18 protein-coding genes are annotated in these 21,469 nt (G+C 43.7%); 5 read left to right on the forward strand and 13 right to left on the reverse strand.

The window, feature by feature from the left end; all coding sequences use genetic code 11:
- Nucleotides 1-142: 142 nt before the first annotated feature.
- From OGM16_01405 to OGM16_01415, 3 genes are all read right to left on the reverse strand, one after another.
- Entirely contained in the window at nt 143-670 is a 528-nt protein-coding gene (locus tag OGM16_01405; protein ID UYJ46963.1) for a CarD family transcriptional regulator, read from the reverse strand.
- Nucleotides 671-1,280: 610 nt separating this feature from the next.
- The gene (gene carB / locus OGM16_01410) at nt 1,281-4,499 is read right to left on the reverse strand and encodes a carbamoyl-phosphate synthase large subunit (protein ID UYJ46964.1); all 3,219 of its coding nucleotides are present in this window, start codon (nt 4,497-4,499) and stop codon (nt 1,281-1,283) included.
- A complete protein-coding gene (locus OGM16_01415) occupies nt 4,499-5,572 on the reverse strand; it encodes a carbamoyl phosphate synthase small subunit (protein ID UYJ46965.1) in 1,074 nt (357 codons plus the stop codon). The genes carB and OGM16_01415 overlap by 1 nt, the downstream gene beginning before the upstream one ends.
- Nucleotides 5,573-6,005: 433 nt before the next feature.
- On the opposite strand from OGM16_01415, the gene OGM16_01420 reads away from it, so the two are divergent.
- From OGM16_01420 to OGM16_01430, 3 genes are all read left to right on the forward strand, one after another.
- Nucleotides 6,006-6,596 carry a 5-formyltetrahydrofolate cyclo-ligase gene (locus tag OGM16_01420; protein ID UYJ46966.1) on the forward strand — a complete coding sequence of 197 codons (591 nt, stop codon included), beginning with the start codon at nt 6,006-6,008 and terminating at the stop codon, nt 6,594-6,596.
- A 111-nt stretch (nt 6,597-6,707) separates the two neighbouring features.
- Nucleotides 6,708-7,343: a cytidylate kinase-like family protein gene (locus tag OGM16_01425; GenBank protein UYJ46967.1), complete on the forward strand. Its 636-nt coding sequence runs from the start codon at nt 6,708-6,710 to the stop codon at nt 7,341-7,343.
- 104 nt (nt 7,344-7,447) lie between these two features.
- A complete protein-coding gene (locus OGM16_01430) occupies nt 7,448-8,698 on the forward strand; it encodes a peptidoglycan-binding protein (GenBank protein UYJ46968.1) in 1,251 nt (416 codons plus the stop codon).
- Between the two features lie 356 nt (nt 8,699-9,054).
- Here OGM16_01430 and OGM16_01435 read toward each other — a convergent pair whose 3' ends face one another.
- Nucleotides 9,055-9,945 carry an AraC family transcriptional regulator gene (locus OGM16_01435; GenBank protein ID UYJ46969.1) on the reverse strand — a complete coding sequence of 297 codons (891 nt, stop codon included), beginning with the start codon at nt 9,943-9,945 and terminating at the stop codon, nt 9,055-9,057.
- Nucleotides 9,946-10,104: 159 nt separating this feature from the next.
- Between OGM16_01435 and OGM16_01440 the strand changes: the two genes are divergently transcribed.
- Complete coding sequence (locus tag OGM16_01440) at nt 10,105-10,464, forward strand: AraC family transcriptional regulator (protein ID UYJ46970.1); 360 nt, start codon at nt 10,105-10,107, stop codon at nt 10,462-10,464.
- 58 nt (nt 10,465-10,522) lie between these two features.
- Here OGM16_01440 and OGM16_01445 read toward each other — a convergent pair whose 3' ends face one another.
- From OGM16_01445 to dapF (OGM16_01475), 7 genes are all read right to left on the reverse strand, one after another.
- On the reverse strand, nt 10,523-11,305 hold the full coding sequence (locus OGM16_01445; GenBank protein UYJ46971.1) for an N-acetylmuramoyl-L-alanine amidase: 783 nt from the start codon (nt 11,303-11,305) through the stop codon (nt 10,523-10,525).
- A gap of 75 nt (nt 11,306-11,380) precedes the next feature.
- Nucleotides 11,381-11,821, reverse strand: coding sequence for an Lrp/AsnC family transcriptional regulator (locus OGM16_01450; GenBank protein UYJ48366.1), 441 nt, complete (start codon nt 11,819-11,821; stop codon nt 11,381-11,383).
- A gap of 78 nt (nt 11,822-11,899) precedes the next feature.
- Nucleotides 11,900-13,120 (reverse strand): LL-diaminopimelate aminotransferase, encoded by a 1,221-nt coding sequence (locus OGM16_01455; protein ID UYJ46972.1) that lies wholly within the window; start codon nt 13,118-13,120, stop codon nt 11,900-11,902.
- 148 nt (nt 13,121-13,268) lie between these two features.
- On the reverse strand, nt 13,269-14,111 hold the full coding sequence (gene dapF / locus OGM16_01460; protein UYJ46973.1) for a diaminopimelate epimerase: 843 nt from the start codon (nt 14,109-14,111) through the stop codon (nt 13,269-13,271).
- Nucleotides 14,112-14,143: 32 nt separating this feature from the next.
- Nucleotides 14,144-14,692: an ANTAR domain-containing protein gene (locus OGM16_01465; protein ID UYJ46974.1), complete on the reverse strand. Its 549-nt coding sequence runs from the start codon at nt 14,690-14,692 to the stop codon at nt 14,144-14,146.
- Between the two features lie 56 nt (nt 14,693-14,748).
- Complete coding sequence (glnA, locus tag OGM16_01470; protein ID UYJ46975.1) at nt 14,749-16,086, reverse strand: type I glutamate--ammonia ligase; 1,338 nt, start codon at nt 16,084-16,086, stop codon at nt 14,749-14,751.
- Between the two features lie 246 nt (nt 16,087-16,332).
- Nucleotides 16,333-17,190: a diaminopimelate epimerase gene (gene dapF, locus OGM16_01475; GenBank protein UYJ46976.1), complete on the reverse strand. Its 858-nt coding sequence runs from the start codon at nt 17,188-17,190 to the stop codon at nt 16,333-16,335.
- 459 nt (nt 17,191-17,649) lie between these two features.
- Between dapF (OGM16_01475) and OGM16_01480 the strand changes: the two genes are divergently transcribed.
- Entirely contained in the window at nt 17,650-18,504 is an 855-nt protein-coding gene (locus OGM16_01480; protein UYJ46977.1) for an AraC family transcriptional regulator, read from the forward strand.
- Between the two features lie 47 nt (nt 18,505-18,551).
- Here OGM16_01480 and OGM16_01485 read toward each other — a convergent pair whose 3' ends face one another.
- Together OGM16_01485 and ftsH are read right to left on the reverse strand one after the other, a co-directional pair.
- The gene (locus OGM16_01485; GenBank protein ID UYJ46978.1) at nt 18,552-19,190 is read right to left on the reverse strand and encodes an orotate phosphoribosyltransferase; all 639 of its coding nucleotides are present in this window, start codon (nt 19,188-19,190) and stop codon (nt 18,552-18,554) included.
- Nucleotides 19,191-19,374: 184 nt separating this feature from the next.
- Nucleotides 19,375-21,396: an ATP-dependent zinc metalloprotease FtsH gene (ftsH, locus tag OGM16_01490; GenBank protein ID UYJ46979.1), complete on the reverse strand. Its 2,022-nt coding sequence runs from the start codon at nt 21,394-21,396 to the stop codon at nt 19,375-19,377.
- Nucleotides 21,397-21,469 lie beyond the last annotated feature (73 nt).

Genomic DNA, 21,469 nt, shown 5'->3' on the forward strand with positions numbered 1-21,469 from the left:
GCTTGCTTGCAGGAGGATTTTTGAACTTGGGACCCGCCAAAAACATGAGTAAGAAGCCATTTTTTGAAGAAAAATGAGCGGATTACGAATGTTTTTAGAATTGCGAGAGTGCAAAGCACGTAGCAATTCAGTATCAGAGGGGTCAAAAGGCTTCTCCCTCATCAACAGCATACTCCATGATCCGTTCTTTAATATATTCATTTACCTTTTCCCTTGATATATCAAGAGCAAGTGAAAGCTCTGAATCCAGATAATCTTCTGCCATGCGAAAATACCGTTCATCTAAATCCGTCACTTTCTTCTTATGCTCGATCCGGTCCTGTTTTCTTAGATACAAGGCTTTGATCATACTTACCCATACACGGCAGTCACAGGTTTTCAAGGCCTCTTTATACCGTTCTTCCCTCTGTTTGTCATTTGTTACAGTCATTTCTTTGATCCGGGGGATTTCTTTGATCAGCGCCTCTGCTTCTGGTCTGGTAAGCAGCAGCCTGGTAATAGTCTTTTCTGAGTCAACCGGTGTCACGATTCTCCCATCCTTCTGGTTACAAGGACGAAGCTCATAATAAAGACGCCCTTTAGGTCCAACAGGATGATCAATGGTGATAATGTCTGTTACTTTGCAGACTCCACGGATGCCATATACGATATATTGACCTTTCTCGTACATAAAATTTACACCTGCTTTCTTTATGTACTCTCAAAACTTTTTATGTTCTCTTGGAATCTTTCTGTACCTGATTTTGTGAGAAGATCTTTTGTCAGTTGTGCCCAAATTTCTGAGGCGTACGCGGTGCGTACGGTGATGAAATTCGAGTACAATTGGCGGAAAATCGGCCACGAAAGCAGGTGCATGAAAGACTCCGATAGGACATTTTTGTGTTTGAGATTCTTTTTCATGCTCCACGTTCATAGTTTCCTATTTTAGTTTAGCACGATTTTGAAAAAAATGTCAGAGCAAGCAGGTGGTTTTCTTAATTTTGTTAGTTTTGCCTAATTATATTCCAGTCTTTTTTGTACATTATTTCAGATTTCAGACAACACCAGAAAAAAATGCCCAGAAAGAAATACTCATGCTAATACCATGTATAAAAGAGGCATTGTAAAAAGAGAAAGTACTGTAGAAAGAAATACACACTCAGAAGCCTATAGCGTAGAAAAAGTACATCTTTTCGTAAATAACTGTACTGCATCCTAAAATTACAAAAGCACATGAAATCAGGCATTCAAAACCTGATTTCATGTGCTTTTTAATAAAACCTTTTGGCACCTGCATCATTTTATGCATTCTTTACAGTTGCAATATCCACCAGTGTCAGCTCTTTTGCACGGTTCTCAAGGCTTGTCACAAGGGCTCTTGCAGTGTCAAGGGCTGTAAGTACATTTACACCTGTTTCAATGGCATTACGGCGGATCACAAAACCGTCATGGCTTCTTTCAGCGCCCTGTGCTGGTATATCAATGATCAGATCGATCTGATGGCCTAATACCAGGTCAAGGATGTTTGGAGACTCCTGCTCCAGTTTACGGATCTCTAACGCCTTTACCCCATGTTCATTTAAGGTTCTTGCAGTTCCCCTGGTAGCGAATATCTGATAACCTACATTTGCAAATCTGCGGGCAATATCCACTGCCTCTTCCTGCTCATTCTCTCTAATAGTCATGATCATCTTCTTGTACTTGGGCAGGCGGATCCCGGCACCTTCAAACGCCTTGTAAAGAGCCTCATTAAAGGTCTTTGCAATACCAAGGCACTCACCTGTAGACTTCATTTCCGGTCCAAGGCTGATATCTGCACCGCGGATTTTTTCAAAGGAGAATACCGGCATCTTAACAGCAATATAACCAGCTGCAGGCTGCAGTCCTGGATTATAGCCCAGTTCCCTGATCGTATGGCCGCAGATGATCTGGGTCGCTAACGGAACAATCGGGATACCTGTTACCTTGCTGATATATGGTACTGTACGGGAAGAACGTGGATTTACCTCGATGATATATACATCATCCCCGTCTACGATAAACTGGATATTGATCATTCCCTTTACATGGAGAGCCTTAGCCAGTTTTTCTGTGTATTCCACAATGGTGTCAACATTATGCTGTGTAATATCCTGTGCCGGATATACGGAAATACTGTCTCCGGAGTGGATACCGGTACGTTCAATATGCTGCATAATACCAGGGATCAGGATATCGGTTCCGTCACAGATAGCATCTACCTCAATTTCCTTGCCCATAACGTACTTATCTACCAGGATCGGATGCTCCTGGGCGATCTGATTGATGATACCGATAAATTCATCAATATCTTCATCGCAGATAGCGATCTGCATTCCCTGTCCTCCCAGTACATAGGAAGGGCGTACTAAAACAGGATATCCTAAAGCATTTGCTGCTTTCTTTGCCTCTTCTGCGGTAAATACAGTATGTCCTGCCGGTCTCGGGATATGGCACTGCTCCAGGATCTCGTCAAAGCGTTCCCTATCCTCTGCTGCATCTACATCTTCTGCTGCTGTACCAAGGATCGGCACACCCATTTTCATAAGTGCTTCTGTCAGCTTAATAGCAGTCTGTCCGCCAAACTGTACCACTGCACCGTCCGGCTTTTCAATATCTACAATACTCTCTACATCTTCTGGTGTTAATGGCTCAAAATACAGCTTATCTGCAATATCAAAGTCAGTACTTACTGTCTCCGGGTTATTGTTGATGATAATGGTTTCGTAGCCTTCTTTGCTGAATGCCCAGGTGCTGTGTACAGAACAAAAGTCAAACTCAATTCCCTGTCCAATGCGGATCGGACCGGAGCCAAGAACCAGTACTTTCTTTCTTCCTTCTGTCTTTTCTGCCTCGTTGAAGCTTCCAAAGCAGGAGTAGTAATATGGGGTCTCTGCTGCAAACTCTGCTGCACAGGTATCAACCATCTTATAAGCTGCGCGGATGCCATTGTCATAACGCTGCTTTTTGATCTCTTCCTGGGAAATGCCGGTAAGGCGGGAAATTACATTATCAGGGAACTCAATGCGCTTTGCTTCTGCAAGAAGTTCTGTAGTCAGCTCTTTCTTTCCTTCGCCTACTGCCTTTAACTCTTTTTCCATCTCTACCAGGATAGCCAGCTTATCGATAAACCAGATATCAATGCGGGTGATCTCATGGATCAGCTCATATGGGAAACCGCGGCGCAGAGCCTCTGCAATACGCCAGATACGCATATCGTCTACGATTTCCAGTTCTTTTACCAGTCCGGTATAAGAAAGTCCAGTAAAATCATAAGACATAAGGCAGTCTACATGCTGTTCCAGAGAACGGATTGCTTTCATTAAGGCACCTTCAAAGTTGGTGCAGATACTCATAACTTCGCCGGTAGCCTTCATCTGGGTTCCTAATGCTCTCTTGGCACTGATAAACTTATCAAATGGAAGTCTTGGCATCTTTACTACGCAGTAGTCAAGCATTGGCTCAAAACTTGCATAAGTTTTCTTTGTAACCGCATTTTTGATTTCATCCAGAGTATAACCTAAAGCGATCTTTGCTGCTACTTTTGCGATTGGGTATCCAGTTGCCTTGGAAGCCAGTGCAGAAGAACGACTGACACGTGGGTTTACCTCGATTACACAGTATTCAAAGCTGTCTGGATTTAACGCATACTGCACATTGCAGCCGCCGGTGATGCCCAGTTCACTGATGATGTTTAAAGCAGAGGTACGTAACATCTGGTATTCTTTATCGCCTAAGGTCTGGGAAGGTGCTACAACGATACTGTCACCTGTATGAACACCAACCGGGTCCAGGTTTTCCATGTTGCAGACGGTGATCACATTTCCTGCACCGTCACGCATTACTTCGTATTCGATCTCTTTCCAGCCTGCAATACAGCGTTCTACTAAAACCTGTCCCACACGGGAAAGGCGGAGACCATTTTCCAGGATCTCAGCACACTGCTCCGGGTTCTGTGCAATACCGCCTCCGGAACCTCCCAATGTATAAGCAGGACGAAGAACCACCGGGTAACCGATCTGCGCTGCTACTTCCAGACCATGTTTTACATCTTCTACAATGTCAGAAGGAGCAACCGGCTCGCCGATTTTTTCCATGGTCTCTTTAAACATTTCACGGTCTTCTGCTTTTTTAATAGTAAGAGCTGTAGTACCAATGAGACGCACATTGTGCTTCTCTAAGAAACCTGCATCTTCCAGTTCCATTGCAAGGTTTAAGCCAGCCTGTCCTCCAAGGGTAGGTAAGATGCTGTCCGGCTTTTCTTTTAAGATCAGCTGCTCTACTACTTCTACGGTCAATGGCTCAATGTATACACGGTCTGCAATGTCCTTGTCGGTCATGATGGTAGCCGGGTTAGAGTTTAAAAGGACAACTTCAATCCCTTCTTCTTTTAAGGAACGGCAGGCCTGTGTACCTGCGTAGTCAAATTCTGCTGCCTGTCCGATAACGATCGGGCCGGAGCCTAAAACCAGTACTTTTTTAATTTCAGGATTCTTTGGCATCAGTCATTTACCTCCATCATTTTAAGGAAACGGTCAAATAAGTATCCGGAGTCCTGTGGTCCAGGGCATGCTTCCGGGTGATACTGTACAGTGAAAATGTTCTTTCCTGTGTATTTTAAACCTTCATTGGTACCGTCATTTACATTAACAAATGCAGGAACTGCGATCTCTGGCTTTACAGTATTGATATCTACTGCGTAACCATGGTTCTGGGAAGAAATATAGACTCTTCCGGTCTCCAGATCTTTTACCGGATGATTTCCACCTCTGTGACCGTATTTTAATTTGTAGGTATCCATACCGTTTGCCAGCGCCATCAGCTGATGTCCCAGACAGATAGCAAAAATAGGTACATTGGAATCATACATTTTTTTGATTTCTTTAATGATCTCAGTATTTTCCTTTGGATCACCAGGACCATTGGAAAGCATGATGCCATCCGGAGCTGCTGCTAAAATTTCTTCTGCAGGTGTATCTGCCGGATATACAGTAACCTCACAGCCTCTTTCATTTAAGGAACGGGCAATGTTTTTCTTTGCGCCAAAGTCCATTAAAGCTACTTTCTTTCCATTTCCCGGAAGAACGTATTTTTCTTTGGTTGTGGTAGCCATAACAACACCTGCCACTGTATAGGCTTTCATACGGCTGATAGGATCAGAAAGATCTGAATACTCTTTCGTCGTGATCATACCGTTCATTGTACCTTTTTCTCTTAATAACTTTGTGAGGGCTCTTGTATCGATACCACAGATACCAGGAATATCATTTTCTGCTAAGAAATTCTGAATTGTGTCTTCGCAACGGAAGTTGCTTGGGATTCTTGATAATTCTCTTACAATATAACCATCCGGCCAGGGCTTTAAAGACTCCATATCCTGACGACAGATTCCATAATTACCAATCAGAGGATAGGTCATAACAACGGCCTGTCCTGCGTATGACGGATCAGTCAATACTTCCAGATAACCGGTCATAGATGTGTTAAAAACGATCTCGCTGATCACTTCACGCTGAGAACCAATACTGGTGCCAGTGAACACAGTGCCGTCTTCCAATATAAGATATGCTTTCATAGGGGGGATACCTGTCCTTTCTTATGTTGTGTGTTGGGAGAAAGCCATTTTTCCACGGATATGATACAGCGTGGAAAGCATTTTACGCGGCGCCATCTTCTTGAAAGTCTTCGTCTTTCAGGAAGCATCGGATGGTCCATCCGATGTACACATCCGGAAACAAAAACGGACTTACAAGCAAGCTTGACATCCGTTTTCATTTCCGGATGTGTGCGCCGCTATGGATTTCTGCCCAAATTGTCAAAATTATAATATATATCATTTATTTTTTCAATGCCTTTGAAGGCTAAATTTTTTTGGCTCATACTAATCTTTTTTGGCATGAAAATTGCTAGGCAATTTTTACAGGTTATATAAAAAATTCTTGACCTAGAGTATACTACAGGTGTTAAACTAAAAATTGACTAGATTTTTGATGTTAAAAGGATTAACTATGAAAAAAATTCCAGACTTAACTACACAGAAAAAACAACTTCGCAAAGTTTTAAAAGAACAGCGGAACAGATTGGACCGTGAAAGCTGTGCTTCCAGTGATAATGCTATTTTTACGAATATCCGCACCTGGGATATTTATCAAAAAGCATATACTATTTTCTGCTTTGTTGGTACAGAAGATGAAATCAATACCAAACCGATCATAGAAGATATTTTGAAAAGAGGAAAACGGGCAGGTGTACCAAAATGTATCAGCAAAGGGATCATGGAAGTATATGAGATCCATTCCATGGATAACCTTGCTCCTGGAAAATATGGCATATTGGAACCAGTCGATACATGTGAAAAACTCTCACCAAAAGAGATTGATCTGGCTCTTATCCCCTGCTTGTCCTGCGGTCGTGATGGACACCGTCTTGGATATGGCGGTGGGTACTATGACCGGTATTTAAACCATGTAAAAGGAACTCTGGCCGTCCTATGCCGAAGGGTCCTTATGTGTGATGAGATCCCTATAGAAGACCATGATAAAAACATGGATTTTGTAATATGTGAAGAAGGGATATTAAATATCCATTGCAAAAACTAAGTCTTCTTAAGAATCTTAGTTTTTCGTCAAATTAACAGAAAAGTGATATTTTTGTCTTTTTCCTATGCTATACTGAATGCATCTAAAATACCCAAAACAGGAGGCATGCATATGAATGACGAAAACAAACTTGTCATTACCATCGGAAGACAATTTGGCAGCGGTGGCTGTGAAGTAGGAACCAAACTGGCTCAGGAACTTGGACTAGACTTTTATGACAAAAACATTCTCCGCATGAATTCTGACGAAAGCGGCATTGAAGAGAGTTTCTATTACCTTGCAGATGAAAAAGCTGGAAATAAGCTGCTGTACAAGATCATTAAAAGCCTTACTCCTGAAAAAGGCGCTCCTTCTTTTGGTTCTGACCTGATATCTACAGACAATCTGTTCCGCTTCCAGTCTGAAGTGATCCGGAAGCTGGCCGCTGAAGAAAACTGCATTATCATGGGCCGCTGCGCTGATTATGTTCTGGAAGGCATGGAAGGCCTGGTGCGCATATTTATCTATGCAGACATGGATTTCAGGGAAAAACGTACCATTGAAAAAGAATATTATGCTGCAAAAGATGCTAAGAAAAATATCAAGAGGATCGACAGAGAAAGACGGGATTATTTCCGCTACTATACTGGAAAAGAATGGGAATCCCCTGATAATTATGATCTGATGATCAACACTGCAGCTGTTGGGATCAATGGCGCAGTAGAAACCATAAAAAATTATCTTAAGACCCGTGGATTTCAGATTTAAAAGCATCTTATGATCTCTTCCCTATCATTTTTCTTCAGATCAGTCATAATAAAAATGCCTTCTCATATACTGGAAACGACGGTATAAAAAAGAAGGCATTTTTTATGGCAAACGGACAGGATTTTTTATCCAGAGGCAGCTTAAAGATCCAGGTAATCAACATCCAGAATAATTTTCCCATCCAAAACGCTAAAGTTTCCATCAGTTCCAAAGGAGAACCAGAACGTGTGTTAGAACAGCTGACTACTGATTCTTCCGGACAGACAGAAAATATATCTCTTCCGGCACCTCCTGAGGAATACAGCTTAGAGCCCAGTATCTATCAACCCTATTCTGAATACAATGTGCTGGTGGAGGCAGAAGGCTTTCAACCTTTAAATATCTCCGGCACTGAAGTCCTAGCCGGGGCGCAGGCGATCCAGCCTGCAAAACTTACAGGAGATGAAGACAGTACACCGCCAGAAGACCCCATAGTTATCCCGGATCACACTTTATTTGGAAATTATCCACCAAAAATTGCCGAAGCAGAAGTAAAACCGGTAGGTGAAAGCGGTGAGATCGTATTAAGCCGGGTGGTTGTTCCACAAACAGTTGTTGTCCATGACGGAACACCTACAGACTCCACAGCCAAAGATTATTATGTACCCTACCGGGATTATATTAAAAATGTGGCCTCCAGTGAAATCTACTCTACCTGGCCCCAGAACACCATTACCGCCAATGTACTGGCTATCATGTCCTTTACCTTAAACCGTGTATACACAGAATGGTATCGGAATCAGGGCTATGATTTCACGATCACCTCTTCCACTGCTTTTGACCATAAATGGATCTACGGCAGAAATATTTTTGAAAGCATTTCCCAGGTTGTAGATGAGATCTTTGACAGTTTTCTCTCCCGCCCCGGCGTGCGGCAGCCTATCTTGACCCAATATTGCGATGGACGAAAGGTTCTGTGTCCTCGGTGGATGACACAATGGGGATCCTGCTCCTTAGGTCAGCAAGGCTACAGCCCCATCGAGATCTTACGCTACTATTACGGTGACAGCATGTACATTAATACAGCAGAGCAGATTGCCGGTATCCCTGCTTCCTGGCCGGGATATGACCTGACAGTGGGCAGTTCCGGTGACAAGGTGCGCCAGCTTCAGGAGCAGTTAGATGCCATTGCCCAGGTATATACGGCCATTCCCCGGATCCGGCCAGACGGTATTTATGGCCCACAGACTGCCGCCGCTGTACGGGAATTCCAGAACATATTCGGACTGCCTCAGACAGGAGTTACTGACTTTGCTACCTGGTATAAAATTTCCCACATTTATGTAGGAATCACCCGGATCGCAGAGCTGTACTAGTATAATCCACGATAATTACCGATTCATTACACGCAGGATAAATTTTCATGTGCAAGGAAACTGAATGAGGCGATGCCGGTAGCATCGTCGATTGAAGCTGACGCGGCAGATGGAAATTTAGACAAGTGAAAGGGGCGGATAATTATTGTGGATTATACTAGATCTGCCACTGACAGCTTCCTGCAAATGCACATTATCGGCTGCACCGGCAATTTCCTGCGAATGCACAATGTCACATGCACCGGCAATCGTCTGCAAATACACGATATCGCTATCGCCTGTAGCAACAGCATAAAAAGCCGCCCGCCAGGCGGCTTTTTACATCATTATCCAACTCAACTTCTCATTTTCTATCTCTATCTTTCCCTCATCTTCTTTCGATACACTGATGGTGCACACCCTTTGATCCGTACAAAAACCTTAGAATAATAATTGGAATCATTAAAACCAGACGCTGCTGCTGCCTCTGACATAGAGCAGTCCGGATCCAGCAGATCAGCCAGACTCCTTTCGATCCTATATTCCAGAATAAAATCAAATAATGTTTTTTTCATATATTTCTTAAACAGCCGGCTGCACTGGCTGGTGCACATATACACGCTTTCCGCGATCTGTTCAATGGTCAGTTTTTTATCATAATTTTTCTCAATAAAGCTTAAGATCCCCCGTATCCGCTCATAGTCCTTCTGCTCTCTGGGTGAAATTCCCCGCTTCCTGTCCACGTTCAGTACCAGAAGCTGCCAGAAATGCAGTATCTTTCCAGTTATTTCCATTTCGTAACCATCTGTCTGTCTGTCATAGGCTTCAATGATCCCCCGTATCAGTCCCACCATCTCATCATGCCATCCTTGGCTCCCATCAAATACAACCCCACAAAGAGCCCCATCCAAAACCACAGGCATTACATATTTTTCATAAATAAGGCTGTTTTCATACCCATATACCAGTCTTGGATCAAATGTAATAGAAATATAGTGACAATCCTGTCCTTCCACCATGTTTCCGGAATGAAGGCTGTTGGCATTTCCAAATAATGCCTGTCCTTCTTTTAAGATAAACACAGAACCATTTACATGGTATTCGATCACTCCCTCTGTAACAAGAGTCAGCTCCACCTCTGGGTGCCAGTGCCAGAAAAATGAGCCTGTTTCATAGCCGGAAAGACACTCTCTGCTGACTAAAATCGGGAACTGGTAACTTCCGTGTTCCTTTAACTCTTTCTGTGATTTGTTGGTTACGATCTGCATAGTACCTCCACGCAGGATATTACCTGTTTTTAGCAATATATTCAAGGAAAACTACTTGCTTTTATTATATAATATAAATATCTTACCTGTCTACCTTAGTGTATCGGAATATTTCCGCCCTGATCTGGCGGAGTCAAAAAACGACAGGAATATAGCCACTTGGCAAAAGGAGCGTGTTTAAACGTGGATGAGACTTTCACAAAAGCCAGAGCCTATCTTGCGCAAAACTATTCAGACCCGGAACTGTCTCTTACAGACTTATGCCAGTATCTTGGCTTTAGCTGTTCCTATTTTTCCACTCTTTTTAAACAAAAGACCGGTTTAAACTACAGCCGCTATATTACCAGCCTGCGTTTAGAACAGGCTGCAAAACTTTTAACTGATACTGATGATACTGCTCTTTCTATCGGATATCAGGTGGGCTATTCCGCCCCTAATTATTTCTGCCGGGCATTTAAGAAATTTTACGGTATTTCACCTTCCCGTTACAGAGAAGAAAAAAGAGTTCCTACCGCCTGATCTCCCAGACGGCAGGAACTTTTTTTAGTTATCTGCCTTTACAATGTTCTTCAACCGCTCAATAGATTGCCGCTTCCCGCACCAGATAAGCCGGATAACCGGCCTGTTTCACATTTTGTTCCATGCGGATCCCATTTTCCATGTCTGAAAATGCTCCCACACGAACCTTATATAAACCTTCATCATACACAATAAAAACCGGAAAACCGGCAGACTGCAATTCTTTCGCCAGCCCTATGGCTTTTGCCCGGTCTCTAAATGCACCTGTCTGAACCTGATAATAAAGAGGAAACTGCTCCTTCTGTTCCCGTAAAGTATTCAATATCCCATCCGCTATAGCCTTTGCTATAGCATCAAAATTCCGGTCAAAAAAAGCATTATCGACTGGACTATCAATAAATCCCACCTCTACCAGCACCGCTGGCATCCGGGTCTTTCTAAGGACCACCAGACCTGGTCTTTCCACGATCCCCTGATCCTTAAATCCTAACTGCACCAGATTTTTCAAAATATTTTCCGCCAGAACTGCTGCAATCCCAGAATCTTCATATACTAAAACGGAGGCTCCCCTTCCTGTCCCCGGAACCGGCATTGCATTCCGATGGATAGAAATAAACAAATCTGCCCCTGACCGGTTGGCGATTTCTGCTTTTTCCTGTGGACTGTTATATACATCTGTAGTTCTTGTATACAATGTACTTACTCCATTCTCCTCCAGGATCCGTCCTACAGCCAAAGTCAGCCGCAGTGTATCATCTTTTTCTTTTCTTCCATTATAAATAGCTCCCGGCTCATCACCGCCGTGACCGGCATCCAAAATGACTTTTTCATTTCCAGCCATAAAATAAGCTCCTTCACATAGGTCTGTCTCTATACCATATGTGAAGAAGCTTATAAATGTTACCTCATATAAAAATCACACCACATCCACATCCACGCCTCTTGGACCCACATGGGTGGAAAATACGATCTGGGTACTGGTCTTTCCAAATTTCTGAAGCTGTCCGATAAAAATATCCAGTTCCATAGTTGTCTGAAATGCAACCTTCATTAACATGGAATATTCACCTGTAACACAGCTGCATTCCAATACATTGGGTACTGACTCTGCATAGGCATAAAACTTCGGTTTATCTTCTGGTATCACATCCAGATTAATAAACGCTAAAATATGATAACCTAATTTCATGGGATCTACCATGGCATGATACCCGGCGATGACCCCGTCTTTTTCCAGTTTTTCTATTCTTGCAGAAACGGCCGGAGATGACAGGAATGTCTTTTCTGCGATCGTTTTTAAAGACATTCTGGCATTTTCCTGCAAAAGTTTTAATATTTTACGGTCGATATCATCCATGAGCATTTAGACTCCCTCCTGACTTTCATTTAAGGTGATGTCACCGCCAGGTGACATATCCCTTTACTTACAAAGTACTTACTTACGAAGCGCTTTCATACGCTCCACTGCCTCTACTGTATTTTCATATGTATTAAATGCAGTCAGACGGAAATATCCTTCTCCACTTGGTCCGAAGCCGCTGCCCGGTGTTCCCACTACATTCGCCTCTGAAAGCAGGTAATCAAAAAACTCCCAACTGGTCATTCCTTCATTTACCTTCATCCAAACATATGGGGAATTAACTCCGCCAAATACAGTATAGCCTGCTTCCTTTAATCCGTCATAGATCACTTTTGCATTTCTCTTATAATAAGCAACCTGCTCCATGACCTGTTTATTTCCCTCTTCAGAGTAAACAGCTTCACCTGCTCTCTGTTCAATATAAGGAGCACCGTTGAACTTGGTCCCATGACGTCTTGCCCATAAAGAATGAAGCATTACATCACCGCTCTTTAAATCCTTCGGGATAACGGTATATCCTAAGCGGACACCGGTAAATCCAGCCTTTTTGGAGAAGGAACGGAACTCAATGGCACAGGTTCTTGCTCCCGGGATCTCATAAATGCTGTGCGGAACATCCTCTTCAGAAATATAAGCCTCATAAGCTGCGTCATATAAGATAACAGCGCCTTTTTCATTTGCGTAATCAACCCATACCTTTAACTGATCCTTTGTAAGAGTAGTTCCTGTTGGGTTATTTGGAACACAAAGATAGATCAGGTCAGGAGTTTCTTTTGGAAGTTCCGGAACAAAACCATTTTCTGCAGTACACGGCATGTAGATCACATTGCTCCAGGTACCTTTGCCCTCATCATATTCACCAGTACGTCCAGCCATAACATTGGTATCGACATAAACTGGATAAACCGGATCACAAACTGCGATCTTACTGTCTGCGCTGAAGATTTCCTGGATATTTCCTGTGTCGCTTTTTGCACCGTCAGAAACAAAGATCTCATCAGCCTCTATCTTGCATCCTCTTTCCTGAAAATCCTTTTTCGCAATGGTCTCTCTTAAAAATGCATATCCCAGATCAGGTGCATATCCATGGAAGGTTTCAGCATGTCCCATTTCGTCCACTGCCTTATGCATGGCATCAATGATAGCCGGTGCGATCGGGAGAGTTACATCACCGATTCCCAGACGGATCAGCTTTTTATCCGGGTTTTCTTTCTGGTATGCAGCCACTTTTTTTGCAATGGTAGAAAATAAATAGCTTCCCGGCAGTTTCAGATAATTTTCATTTACTCTAAACATACTTTCATCCTCCATTAACGCAAACGCTCCCAGGACCTTTGAACCTACAACGTCGTAGTTCCAAGGCCTGAGAGTGTAATTTTTTCAGGTTTGTATATTCTGCTGTTGGTGTCAAAAGTATTTTGACCCCTCTGAAATATACTCATATTTATTTTTCGGATAAATCATAATATATTTCTTCCGGTATGTCAATACTTCCGCGAAATACTTCTTTTGCAGGTCCCGTCATAAACAAATGATTACTTTCCCGGTCAAAACGGATCAGAAGATCCCCGCCACGTAGAGAAACACGTACCTCATCATCTGTAAAACCTCTTAAAATAGCTGCCATAGCACTGGCTGTAGCCCCTGTACCGCAGGCCCAGGTTTCCCCGCTGCCCCGCTCCCATACGCGCATACGGATATGATCTCTGCTCTTCACTTCAATAAATTCAGAATTTACCCGGTCCGGCTGAAAACGGGGATGATTTTCATAAGATGGACCTATCTTTTCCAGATCCAGGTCATCGATCCCTTCTGTAAAATAAACTGCATGTGGATTTCCCACACTAATGCCGGTAAATTCATGCTCTGTACCGTCGATCACGATCTTTGACCGCAGTTCAGAGGTCAGTCTGGCCTCTCCCATATCCACTGTAAGCATCACTGCTTTTCCGTCTTCCACCTGGATTTTTAATGTCTTAATGCCTCCTAAGGTCTCCACGGTAATAGTCCGTCTGTCTTTATCCACGATCCCATGATCATATGCATATTTTCCCACACAGCGCACTCCATTTCCGCACATGATCCCCTGGGAACCGTCCGCATTATACATATCCATACGGCAGTCTGCCTTATCTGACGGACAGATCAGGATCAGTCCATCGGAACCGATGCCAAAATGGCGGTCGCTGACATATTTTGACACTGCCCCCGGATGTTCCACCTTTTCCCTGAAGCAATCTACATACACATAATCATTACCAATTCCCTGCATTTTCGTAAATTCCATCTCACACCTCATTCTTTATCTTATCCCAACGTTTATACATGGATCAGACTGATGATCATCTGGGATGTTTCCACCAAATTGGTTCCGCTGTCCATACTGCATTTCTGTATATATCTGTGTGCTTCTGATTCCGTCATATTGTTCCGCTCCATCAAAAGCGCCTTTGCCTCATTGATCAGATCCTGCTCTTCCTTACTACGTTCTTTTGGCCTGCTGCGCAGTTTTCTGCGGATACGCTGCTGCGCCTGCACCATCATGTCCAGCGTACTTAACAGGTTATGTACCTTTAACGGCATAGGAAGGCATACCACTCCCTGTGTCTGTACCCCGTTCCATCTGGAGGGGGAAGCCAGCACCAGCATTTCAAAAGAAGCTGAAAGGCACTGTCTCAATTCGTCATACATCATATCTTCAAACCGGTACCCACAGACCAGTATTCCGCCGCTTAGATCCTCTGCGGCAGAAAGAGCCTGGGATCCTGACATACAGACAGCGGCTACATCATAACCGCTCCTTACCAGGATGCCTTTTATGCTTTTTCCATCTTCCGGCCTGGAAAATGCTACGATTATATTAGCCACATGTCTCACCTCCGGTAAACCTGCATCATAATATTAAGCCTTTTTGCTCCCAACATTTAATATTTATACAGATACTGATTTACCTCCCAGTCAGTGACCTGGGCCCTGAAATCTCTCCACTCCTCTTCCTTCGCTTCCAGATATTTAACGTAAATATGCTCTCCTAATACTTCACGTATAAAAGCATTATCCCGATATGTCTCAATGGCATCCCCCAGTGTCTCCGGTATCCGTTCTACATGCCTGTTCTCCAGTTCTTCCGGCTTCATGCCAAACAGATTGCCCTGGACACATGGCGGCAGCTGCATCTCATTTTCGATTCCGTTAAGGCCAGCCTGAAGACAGGCAGCTAATGCCAGATAAGGGTTCATTGCAGAGTCCGGGCAGCGAAGCTCGATCCTGGTTCCTTCCCCTCTTGGAGATGGGATACGGATCAGGGAGCTGCGGTTGGAAGTTGGGGACCACGCAATATAAATCGGCGCATCATATCCCGGAACCAGACGCTTATACGAATTTACCAGTGGATTAGTAAGAATGGTCATTTCCTTCATATGTCCCAAAATACCTGCCATAAAACGATAAGCCAGCTGGCTTAATCCCAGCTCATCCTTCTCATCTGAAAACAGGTTGTGTCCATCTTTGTCAGACAAAGACATATTGATATGCATGCCGGACCCGTTGACCCCTTCTTTTGGCTTAGGCATAAATGTAGCATGCAGTCCATGGCGCTTGGCAATCGTCTTAGCTGCCATTTTAAAGGTCATAATACGGTCTGCTGCCTCAAGTCCTTCTGTATACTGAAAATCGATCTCATGCTGGGCCGGGGCGATCTCATGGTGGCTTGCTTCCACCTCAAATCCCATATCCTCCAGATTCAGCACAATGTCCCTGCGCACATTTTCCCCAAGATCAACCGGGGATACATCAAAATAACTGGCTCTTTCATGAGACTGGGTAGTAGGTCTCCCCTCTTCGTCTGTATGGAACAGGAAAAATTCACACTCCGGTCCTACCTGAAAGGTATACCCCATATCAGCAGCACGCTTTACAGCACGCTTTAACACATATCTTGGATCTCCGATAAAGGGAGTTCCATCTGGATTGTATACATCACAGATCAGCCTTGCTACCTTTCCCTGCTGAGGACGCCACGGAAAAATCTCAAAGGAATCCAGATCCGGATGCAGATACATGTCCGACTCATCAATACGTACAAATCCCTCTATAGCGGAACCATCAAACATACAATCATTATTTAATGCCTTATCAAGCTGGCTGGCAGTGATCGCCACATTTTTAAGGATACCGAAAATGTCTGTAAACTGAAGGCGGATAAATTCCACATCTTCATCTTCTACCATGCGAATAATGTCTTCTCTACTGTATTTACTCATATCCATTCTTCCTCTCCGGCAGCCGTTTTCCCAGGCATCTGGCTGATCATTTTAAAACGATGTACTGGGACGTTTGCAGCTTTTATGCCTTTATCCATACTACAAAGGACAGCTGCAAAGTGAACCGTTCATTTTGCAACTGCCCCTTTTTTATAAAAATATAGCAGTAGAATTTTTATTTGTCAACAGGCGATATTGCCCTGTAACACCCTGATAGTACAATCCGGTATATGCCAAACTGCACTCTTACATGGTCTTTAACTGCTCTGTAAAAAAGCTTCCCAGACTGATGCTTCCTATATAGCCAACATCTCCTGTAAGGAAGATTTCCCCATCTTCCCTTATCTCTACTTCCATGGTCCCTTCCGGCATCTGCACGATCATTTTCGGATCCGTAAGTCCCAGTCTGTAAGCAGCAGCTGCAGCGGCACAGCATCCGCTTCCTGACGCCAATGTATAACCTGCACCCCTTTCATAAACCTCAGTCTGTAAATGGGTACGGTCTAACACCTTAATAATCTGTGTGTTGATCTTTTCCGGAAACTGCTTTGCTGTCTCGGAATATTTTCCAATACGGCACACCAGGTCTTTTGATATCTCATCCATTAAGATCACCAGATGTGGATTTCCAATAGAAAGACAGGTCACAGGATAAGGAATATGTCCAAATACCATGGTCTCATTAATGATCTCCCTGCGTGGTCCTTCCACAGGCACCTCATCACTCCAGAAACTGACTTTTCCCATAGATGCTTTCAGCCGGGTTCCCTCTTCATTTAAGTAATGGATCTCGATCTCTTTTTCAGCAGTATAGATAGTAATGTCTTTCTTCTGGACATAATCTGCATCTTTTAAGTATTTTGCGAAAATACGGATACCGTTTCCACTGTTTTCCGTCTGGCTTCCATCCGGATTCCAGATGATCATATGGATCTTTCCTTCTTTAAAAACAGGTCCTTCCAGAATGCCATCTGCGCCTACTCCCACATTGCGGTTGCACAGCAGCTTCACCCGTTGCGGAGTCAGCTCCAGCCTGTTGCACTCCGGATCAAATACCAGATAATCATTTCCCAAACCGTGATATTTTTCTAATTTTAACCGCATGATCTTACCTCCCTTTTAGTGTGATGTACTCTCGGAGTCTTTCATGCACTTGCCTTTGCGGCCGATTTTCCGCCAGTCGCACCCGAATTTTATCAACGTACGCACCGCGTACGCCTCAAAAATTTGGGCACAACTGACAAAAAATCTTCTCGCAAAATCAAGTACAAAAAGATTCCGAGAGTACATAGTGTCCCAGCTGTCCACTCACGTTCACACACTGGCACGCTTATCTGCATCCTCTCAACTTACGATGTATATTTCTGCCCTTTGGCAGGTTCTGTACTATAGTTTACACCACACTACCTCATAAATATATTCATTTAATGCTGCATTATATTGCAAATAATGCTATAATATGTACTCTCGGAGTCTTTCCTGCACTTGTCTTTGCGGCCGATTTTCCGCAAAATCAAGTACAAAAAATTCTGAGAGTACATTAATGAGTGCAGGAGGTTTTCCATGACTAATTCCACATCTGTACCACAGGGCTATCTTTTAGAAGATTTCCGCCTTTTTCACTTAAATGACCTGAACTCAAGGACTTACAACTTCCACCACCATGATTTCCTCAAAATCATGATCCTTCTTTCCGGAAATGTGACCTATGTAGTAGAAGGACGCTCTTACCCATTGATCCCCTGGGATATAGTCCTGGTGGACCGTGGACAGGTGCACAGACCGGTAGTAGATACTGCCCAGCCATACGAGCGCATTCTTCTCTACCTCTCTCCTTCCTTTCTGGAAAAATACAGCACAAAAGAAGCATCTCTGACTAAATGCTTCGAGACTGCCCAGTACCGCCATTCACAGGTCCTGCGTCTCTCCCACGAAACACTGGCTCCCATTAAAGTCCTGCTGCAGAAATTAGAAGCAAACACCAGCTGCAAAAACAACGATTTTGCATCTCCCCTGCTTGCAAAAATCCTCTGCCTGGAATTTCTCATTGAATTAAACAGGATCACTCTTTCACCTAAAGCCGGCTTTCTCACAGAAAGCACTTTAGATTATCGTATTTCCAGCCTTTTAGCCTACATCAACAGCCACTTAGATGAGCCAATGGATATGGCTTCCCTTTCCGCCTTAAGCGGTTTAAGCTCCTATCACATGATGCGGCTTTTCAAGCAGGAAACCGGCTATACAGTTGGAAACTACATTACCGAAAAACGCCTGATCAAAGCCAGAGACCTGTTGAGCCAGGGCACCTGTGCTACACAGGCCTGCTACCTCTGCGGTTTCCAGAACTATTCCACCTTTCTGCGGGCATACAAAAAACGCTATCCAGGACGCCCAAAGGACATCCTGAACAGCATTTAAACCTTACATATTAATTGCTGAATACTTTTCCCGCAATCCTGAAAACATCACAATGTTGTGTAGCCGTATGCATTTACCAGTGCGTCCAGCTTCACTCCTTTTTCACACAGAGGGCACTTTCTGTAATCATAGTAAATATAATCAGTCACGTCTGCCGGGCTGTAAATAGATGTGATCGGGCATCCGTTCAGCTCATCCAGTGTACTGAACACAGCGGCCGCACTCTGCAGCTTTCCGCCATAATACTGGATCGCCTCAATACTCTTGTTAAGGCTCAGTCCCGTAGTTACAACTGCTGTAAGGATCACCACATTTTTCCCACGGACCATAGGTAAAATATTCTCCCGGAATACCATCTGGCTATTGCTGTTGTACTCTGGAGTGATCACATAAATGGTTTTGTGTGCATTGGTGGAAAGAACACCTGCCCTAGTCAGTTCCTCCGCCAGATACGCTCCGATCACCTGGGTTCCTTCCAGGCACACAATGGTATCTACCACCTTATCAAACAAAAACCGCTCTGCAAGATGTTTTGCGATCTCCTGTGCTTCGCTAAGTCTGGTCTTAAGTGTAGTCATATCCAGATAATAATTAATATGGGAATGATTAGTCGCAAAATGTCCCGGTGTTGCCTTAAGAGGTGCCTTACTTCCCGATGCTAAGATCTTCACATAACGATTATCCATAAATGTGCCTCCTTTTCAGAAAAATCAATAGTATTTCCGTTATTTTTAATGATATTATACAAAGTATAAGCCATATTCGCAAGACTTTTGTGTAAAACAACCATTTTTTTAAACTAGCACATAAAAAGGACAGCCATTTCTGGCTGTCCCTACAGTTCCACAGATTTACTCTTCAGTTTTAACCTTAAACATCTTCACCGGACTGTTCCTGCTTTTCTTCTGAAACAGCTTCCGCTGCATCTGTTTCTGTTTTTTCAGATACATCCGCCGTTACTTCTGCAGCACCCGTCTTGGCACTCTCATCTCTATCTGCCTTTTCCAGATGCTCTGTATCCGGAATACCTTCGCCTTCTTTCTTCTCTTCCGGCTCCGGCAGTCCTTTTACTTCACGGAAGATCTTCATAAATTCCTTACCTGTAATAGTCTCCTTCTCGATCAGGAAAGCTGCGATCTTATCCATAGCTTCTCTGTCATCCCTTAAAAGACGTTTTGCCTCATCGTAAGCATTTTTCAGGATCTTCATAACTTCCTGGTCGATATCTGCTGCTGTAGCATCGCCGCAGTTTAATACAGTACGGCCGGTAAGATACTGGTTCTCCTGGCTTTCAAGACCCATAAGACCGAATTTTTCAGACATACCGTACTGAGTGACCATAGCTCTTGCCAGGTTGGTGGCCTGCTGGATATCATTGGCAGCACCGGTAGTAACAGTTTCAAAAACGATCTCCTCTGCTGCGCGGCCACCCATTAATTCAACCAGTCTTGCCTCCAGTTCCTTCTTGGTGCTTAAATATTTTTCTTCTTCCGGAACATTCATAACATATCCCAAAGCACCCATGGTCCTTGGAACAATGGTGATCTTCTGGACCGGCTCGGAATGTTTCTGCAGGGCACTGACTAATGCATGTCCTACCTCATGGTAAGATACGATGCGGCGCTCTTCCTTGCTCATGATGCGGTCCTTTTTCTCCTTACCAACAAGGACAACCTCAACAGCCTCAAACAGATCCTTCTGGGAAACTGCATTTCTGCCGTTCTTAACTGCATTAATAGCAGCCTCGTTCATCATATTTGCAAGGTCTGCACCTACAGCACCGGATGTTGCAAGGGCTATTTCCTTAAAATCTACTGTTTCATCTAACAGCACATCCTTGGAATGTACCTTTAAAATGCTGATACGTCCATTTAAATCTGGTTTATCTACAACTACACGACGGTCAAAACGTCCCGGACGCAGAAGAGCCGGATCCAGGATCTCCGGACGGTTGGTAGCACCAAGGACCAAAAGACCCTTTGTAGAGTCAAAGCCATCCATCTCAGAAAGAAGCTGGTTTAAGGTCTGCTCACGCTCATCATTTCCACCCATACGGCTGTCACGGCTGCGTCCGATGGCATCGATCTCATCGATAAAAATAATGCATGGTGCGTTTTCCGTTGCGTTCTTAAACAGGTCACGGACACGGGATGCACCCACACCTACGAACATTTCCACAAAGTCAGAGCCTGACAGGGAATAAAATGGCACATGTGCTTCACCTGCTACTGCCTTTGCAAGAAGGGTTTTACCGGTTCCTGGAGGTCCTACTAATAATGCACCCTTTGGAAGCTTTGCACCGATCTTTGTGTATTTTCCGGGATTATGAAGAAAATCTACGATCTCAGTTAAAGATTCCTTTGCCTCATCTTCACCTGCTACATCCTTAAAAGTAATCCCCGTTTCTTTCTGCACATACATCTTGGCGTTGCTCTTGCCTACACCCATGATTCCGCCGCCACCCATGCGCTTCATGGTAAAGTTCATAATGAACAGCAGGAACAAAAATGGAAGTGCATAACTTAATATCTCTAACAGCAATGCATTGGAAGTATTATTTTCCCTGTTTGTAACAACGTTATTCTTTAAAATACGGTCTACAAACTGGTAATCTCCTTCCAGACGCACAACATAATATTTCATCTGCTGGGAATAGTTGGTATCATCTGCCTTTGGTTTTACCTCAATAATGGTACTTCCAACGCTGATAGATTCAACTTTGCCATTTTCCACCATGTTTACAAACTCATTGTAAGACAGTTCCTGACGCTGTCTGGCGTTGACAGTGGAGTTCATCCAGCCCACGATCAGGATCGTCAGCAATGCCGCAACAACCAGCATGGTAATGGTCTGCCAATTACTGTTCTGATTCTGTTTGTTGTTATTATCCATACTGTATAAATTCTCCCTCTAACAGGCATTTGTTGCACGCATAAAACATGCCAGAGCCTATTCTTTTCTATTA

The organism is Lachnospiraceae bacterium, assembly GCA_025758065.1.
Taxonomy (GTDB): domain Bacteria; phylum Bacillota; class Clostridia; order Lachnospirales; family Lachnospiraceae; genus Enterocloster.

Excerpts from the sequence above, each read along its gene's own strand:
- OGM16_01430 (UYJ46968.1), top strand. The coding sequence starts at position 7,448 with ATGGCAAACGGACAGGATTTTTTATCCAGAGGCAGCTTAAAGATCCAG.
- ftsH (UYJ46979.1), bottom strand. The coding sequence starts at position 21,396 with ATGGATAATAACAACAAACAGAATCAGAACAGTAATTGGCAGACCATT.
- OGM16_01445 (UYJ46971.1), bottom strand. The coding sequence starts at position 11,305 with ATGGCTGGAAATGAAAAAGTCATTTTGGATGCCGGTCACGGCGGTGAT.
- OGM16_01450 (UYJ48366.1), bottom strand. The coding sequence starts at position 11,821 with ATGGATGATATCGACCGTAAAATATTAAAACTTTTGCAGGAAAATGCC.
- OGM16_01485 (UYJ46978.1), bottom strand. The coding sequence starts at position 19,190 with ATGGATAATCGTTATGTGAAGATCTTAGCATCGGGAAGTAAGGCACCT.
- OGM16_01405 (UYJ46963.1), bottom strand. The coding sequence starts at position 670 with ATGTACGAGAAAGGTCAATATATCGTATATGGCATCCGTGGAGTCTGC.
- carB (UYJ46964.1), bottom strand. The coding sequence starts at position 4,499 with ATGCCAAAGAATCCTGAAATTAAAAAAGTACTGGTTTTAGGCTCCGGC.
- OGM16_01420 (UYJ46966.1), top strand. The coding sequence starts at position 6,006 with ATGAAAAAAATTCCAGACTTAACTACACAGAAAAAACAACTTCGCAAA.
- OGM16_01415 (UYJ46965.1), bottom strand. The coding sequence starts at position 5,572 with ATGAAAGCATATCTTATATTGGAAGACGGCACTGTGTTCACTGGCACC.
- OGM16_01435 (UYJ46969.1), bottom strand. The coding sequence starts at position 9,945 with ATGCAGATCGTAACCAACAAATCACAGAAAGAGTTAAAGGAACACGGA.
- dapF (UYJ46973.1), bottom strand. The coding sequence starts at position 14,111 with ATGGAATTTACGAAAATGCAGGGAATTGGTAATGATTATGTGTATGTA.
- dapF (UYJ46976.1), bottom strand. The coding sequence starts at position 17,190 with ATGCGGTTAAAATTAGAAAAATATCACGGTTTGGGAAATGATTATCTG.
- OGM16_01455 (UYJ46972.1), bottom strand. The coding sequence starts at position 13,120 with ATGTTTAGAGTAAATGAAAATTATCTGAAACTGCCGGGAAGCTATTTA.
- OGM16_01425 (UYJ46967.1), top strand. The coding sequence starts at position 6,708 with ATGAATGACGAAAACAAACTTGTCATTACCATCGGAAGACAATTTGGC.
- OGM16_01480 (UYJ46977.1), top strand. The coding sequence starts at position 17,650 with ATGACTAATTCCACATCTGTACCACAGGGCTATCTTTTAGAAGATTTC.
- glnA (UYJ46975.1), bottom strand. The coding sequence starts at position 16,086 with ATGAGTAAATACAGTAGAGAAGACATTATTCGCATGGTAGAAGATGAA.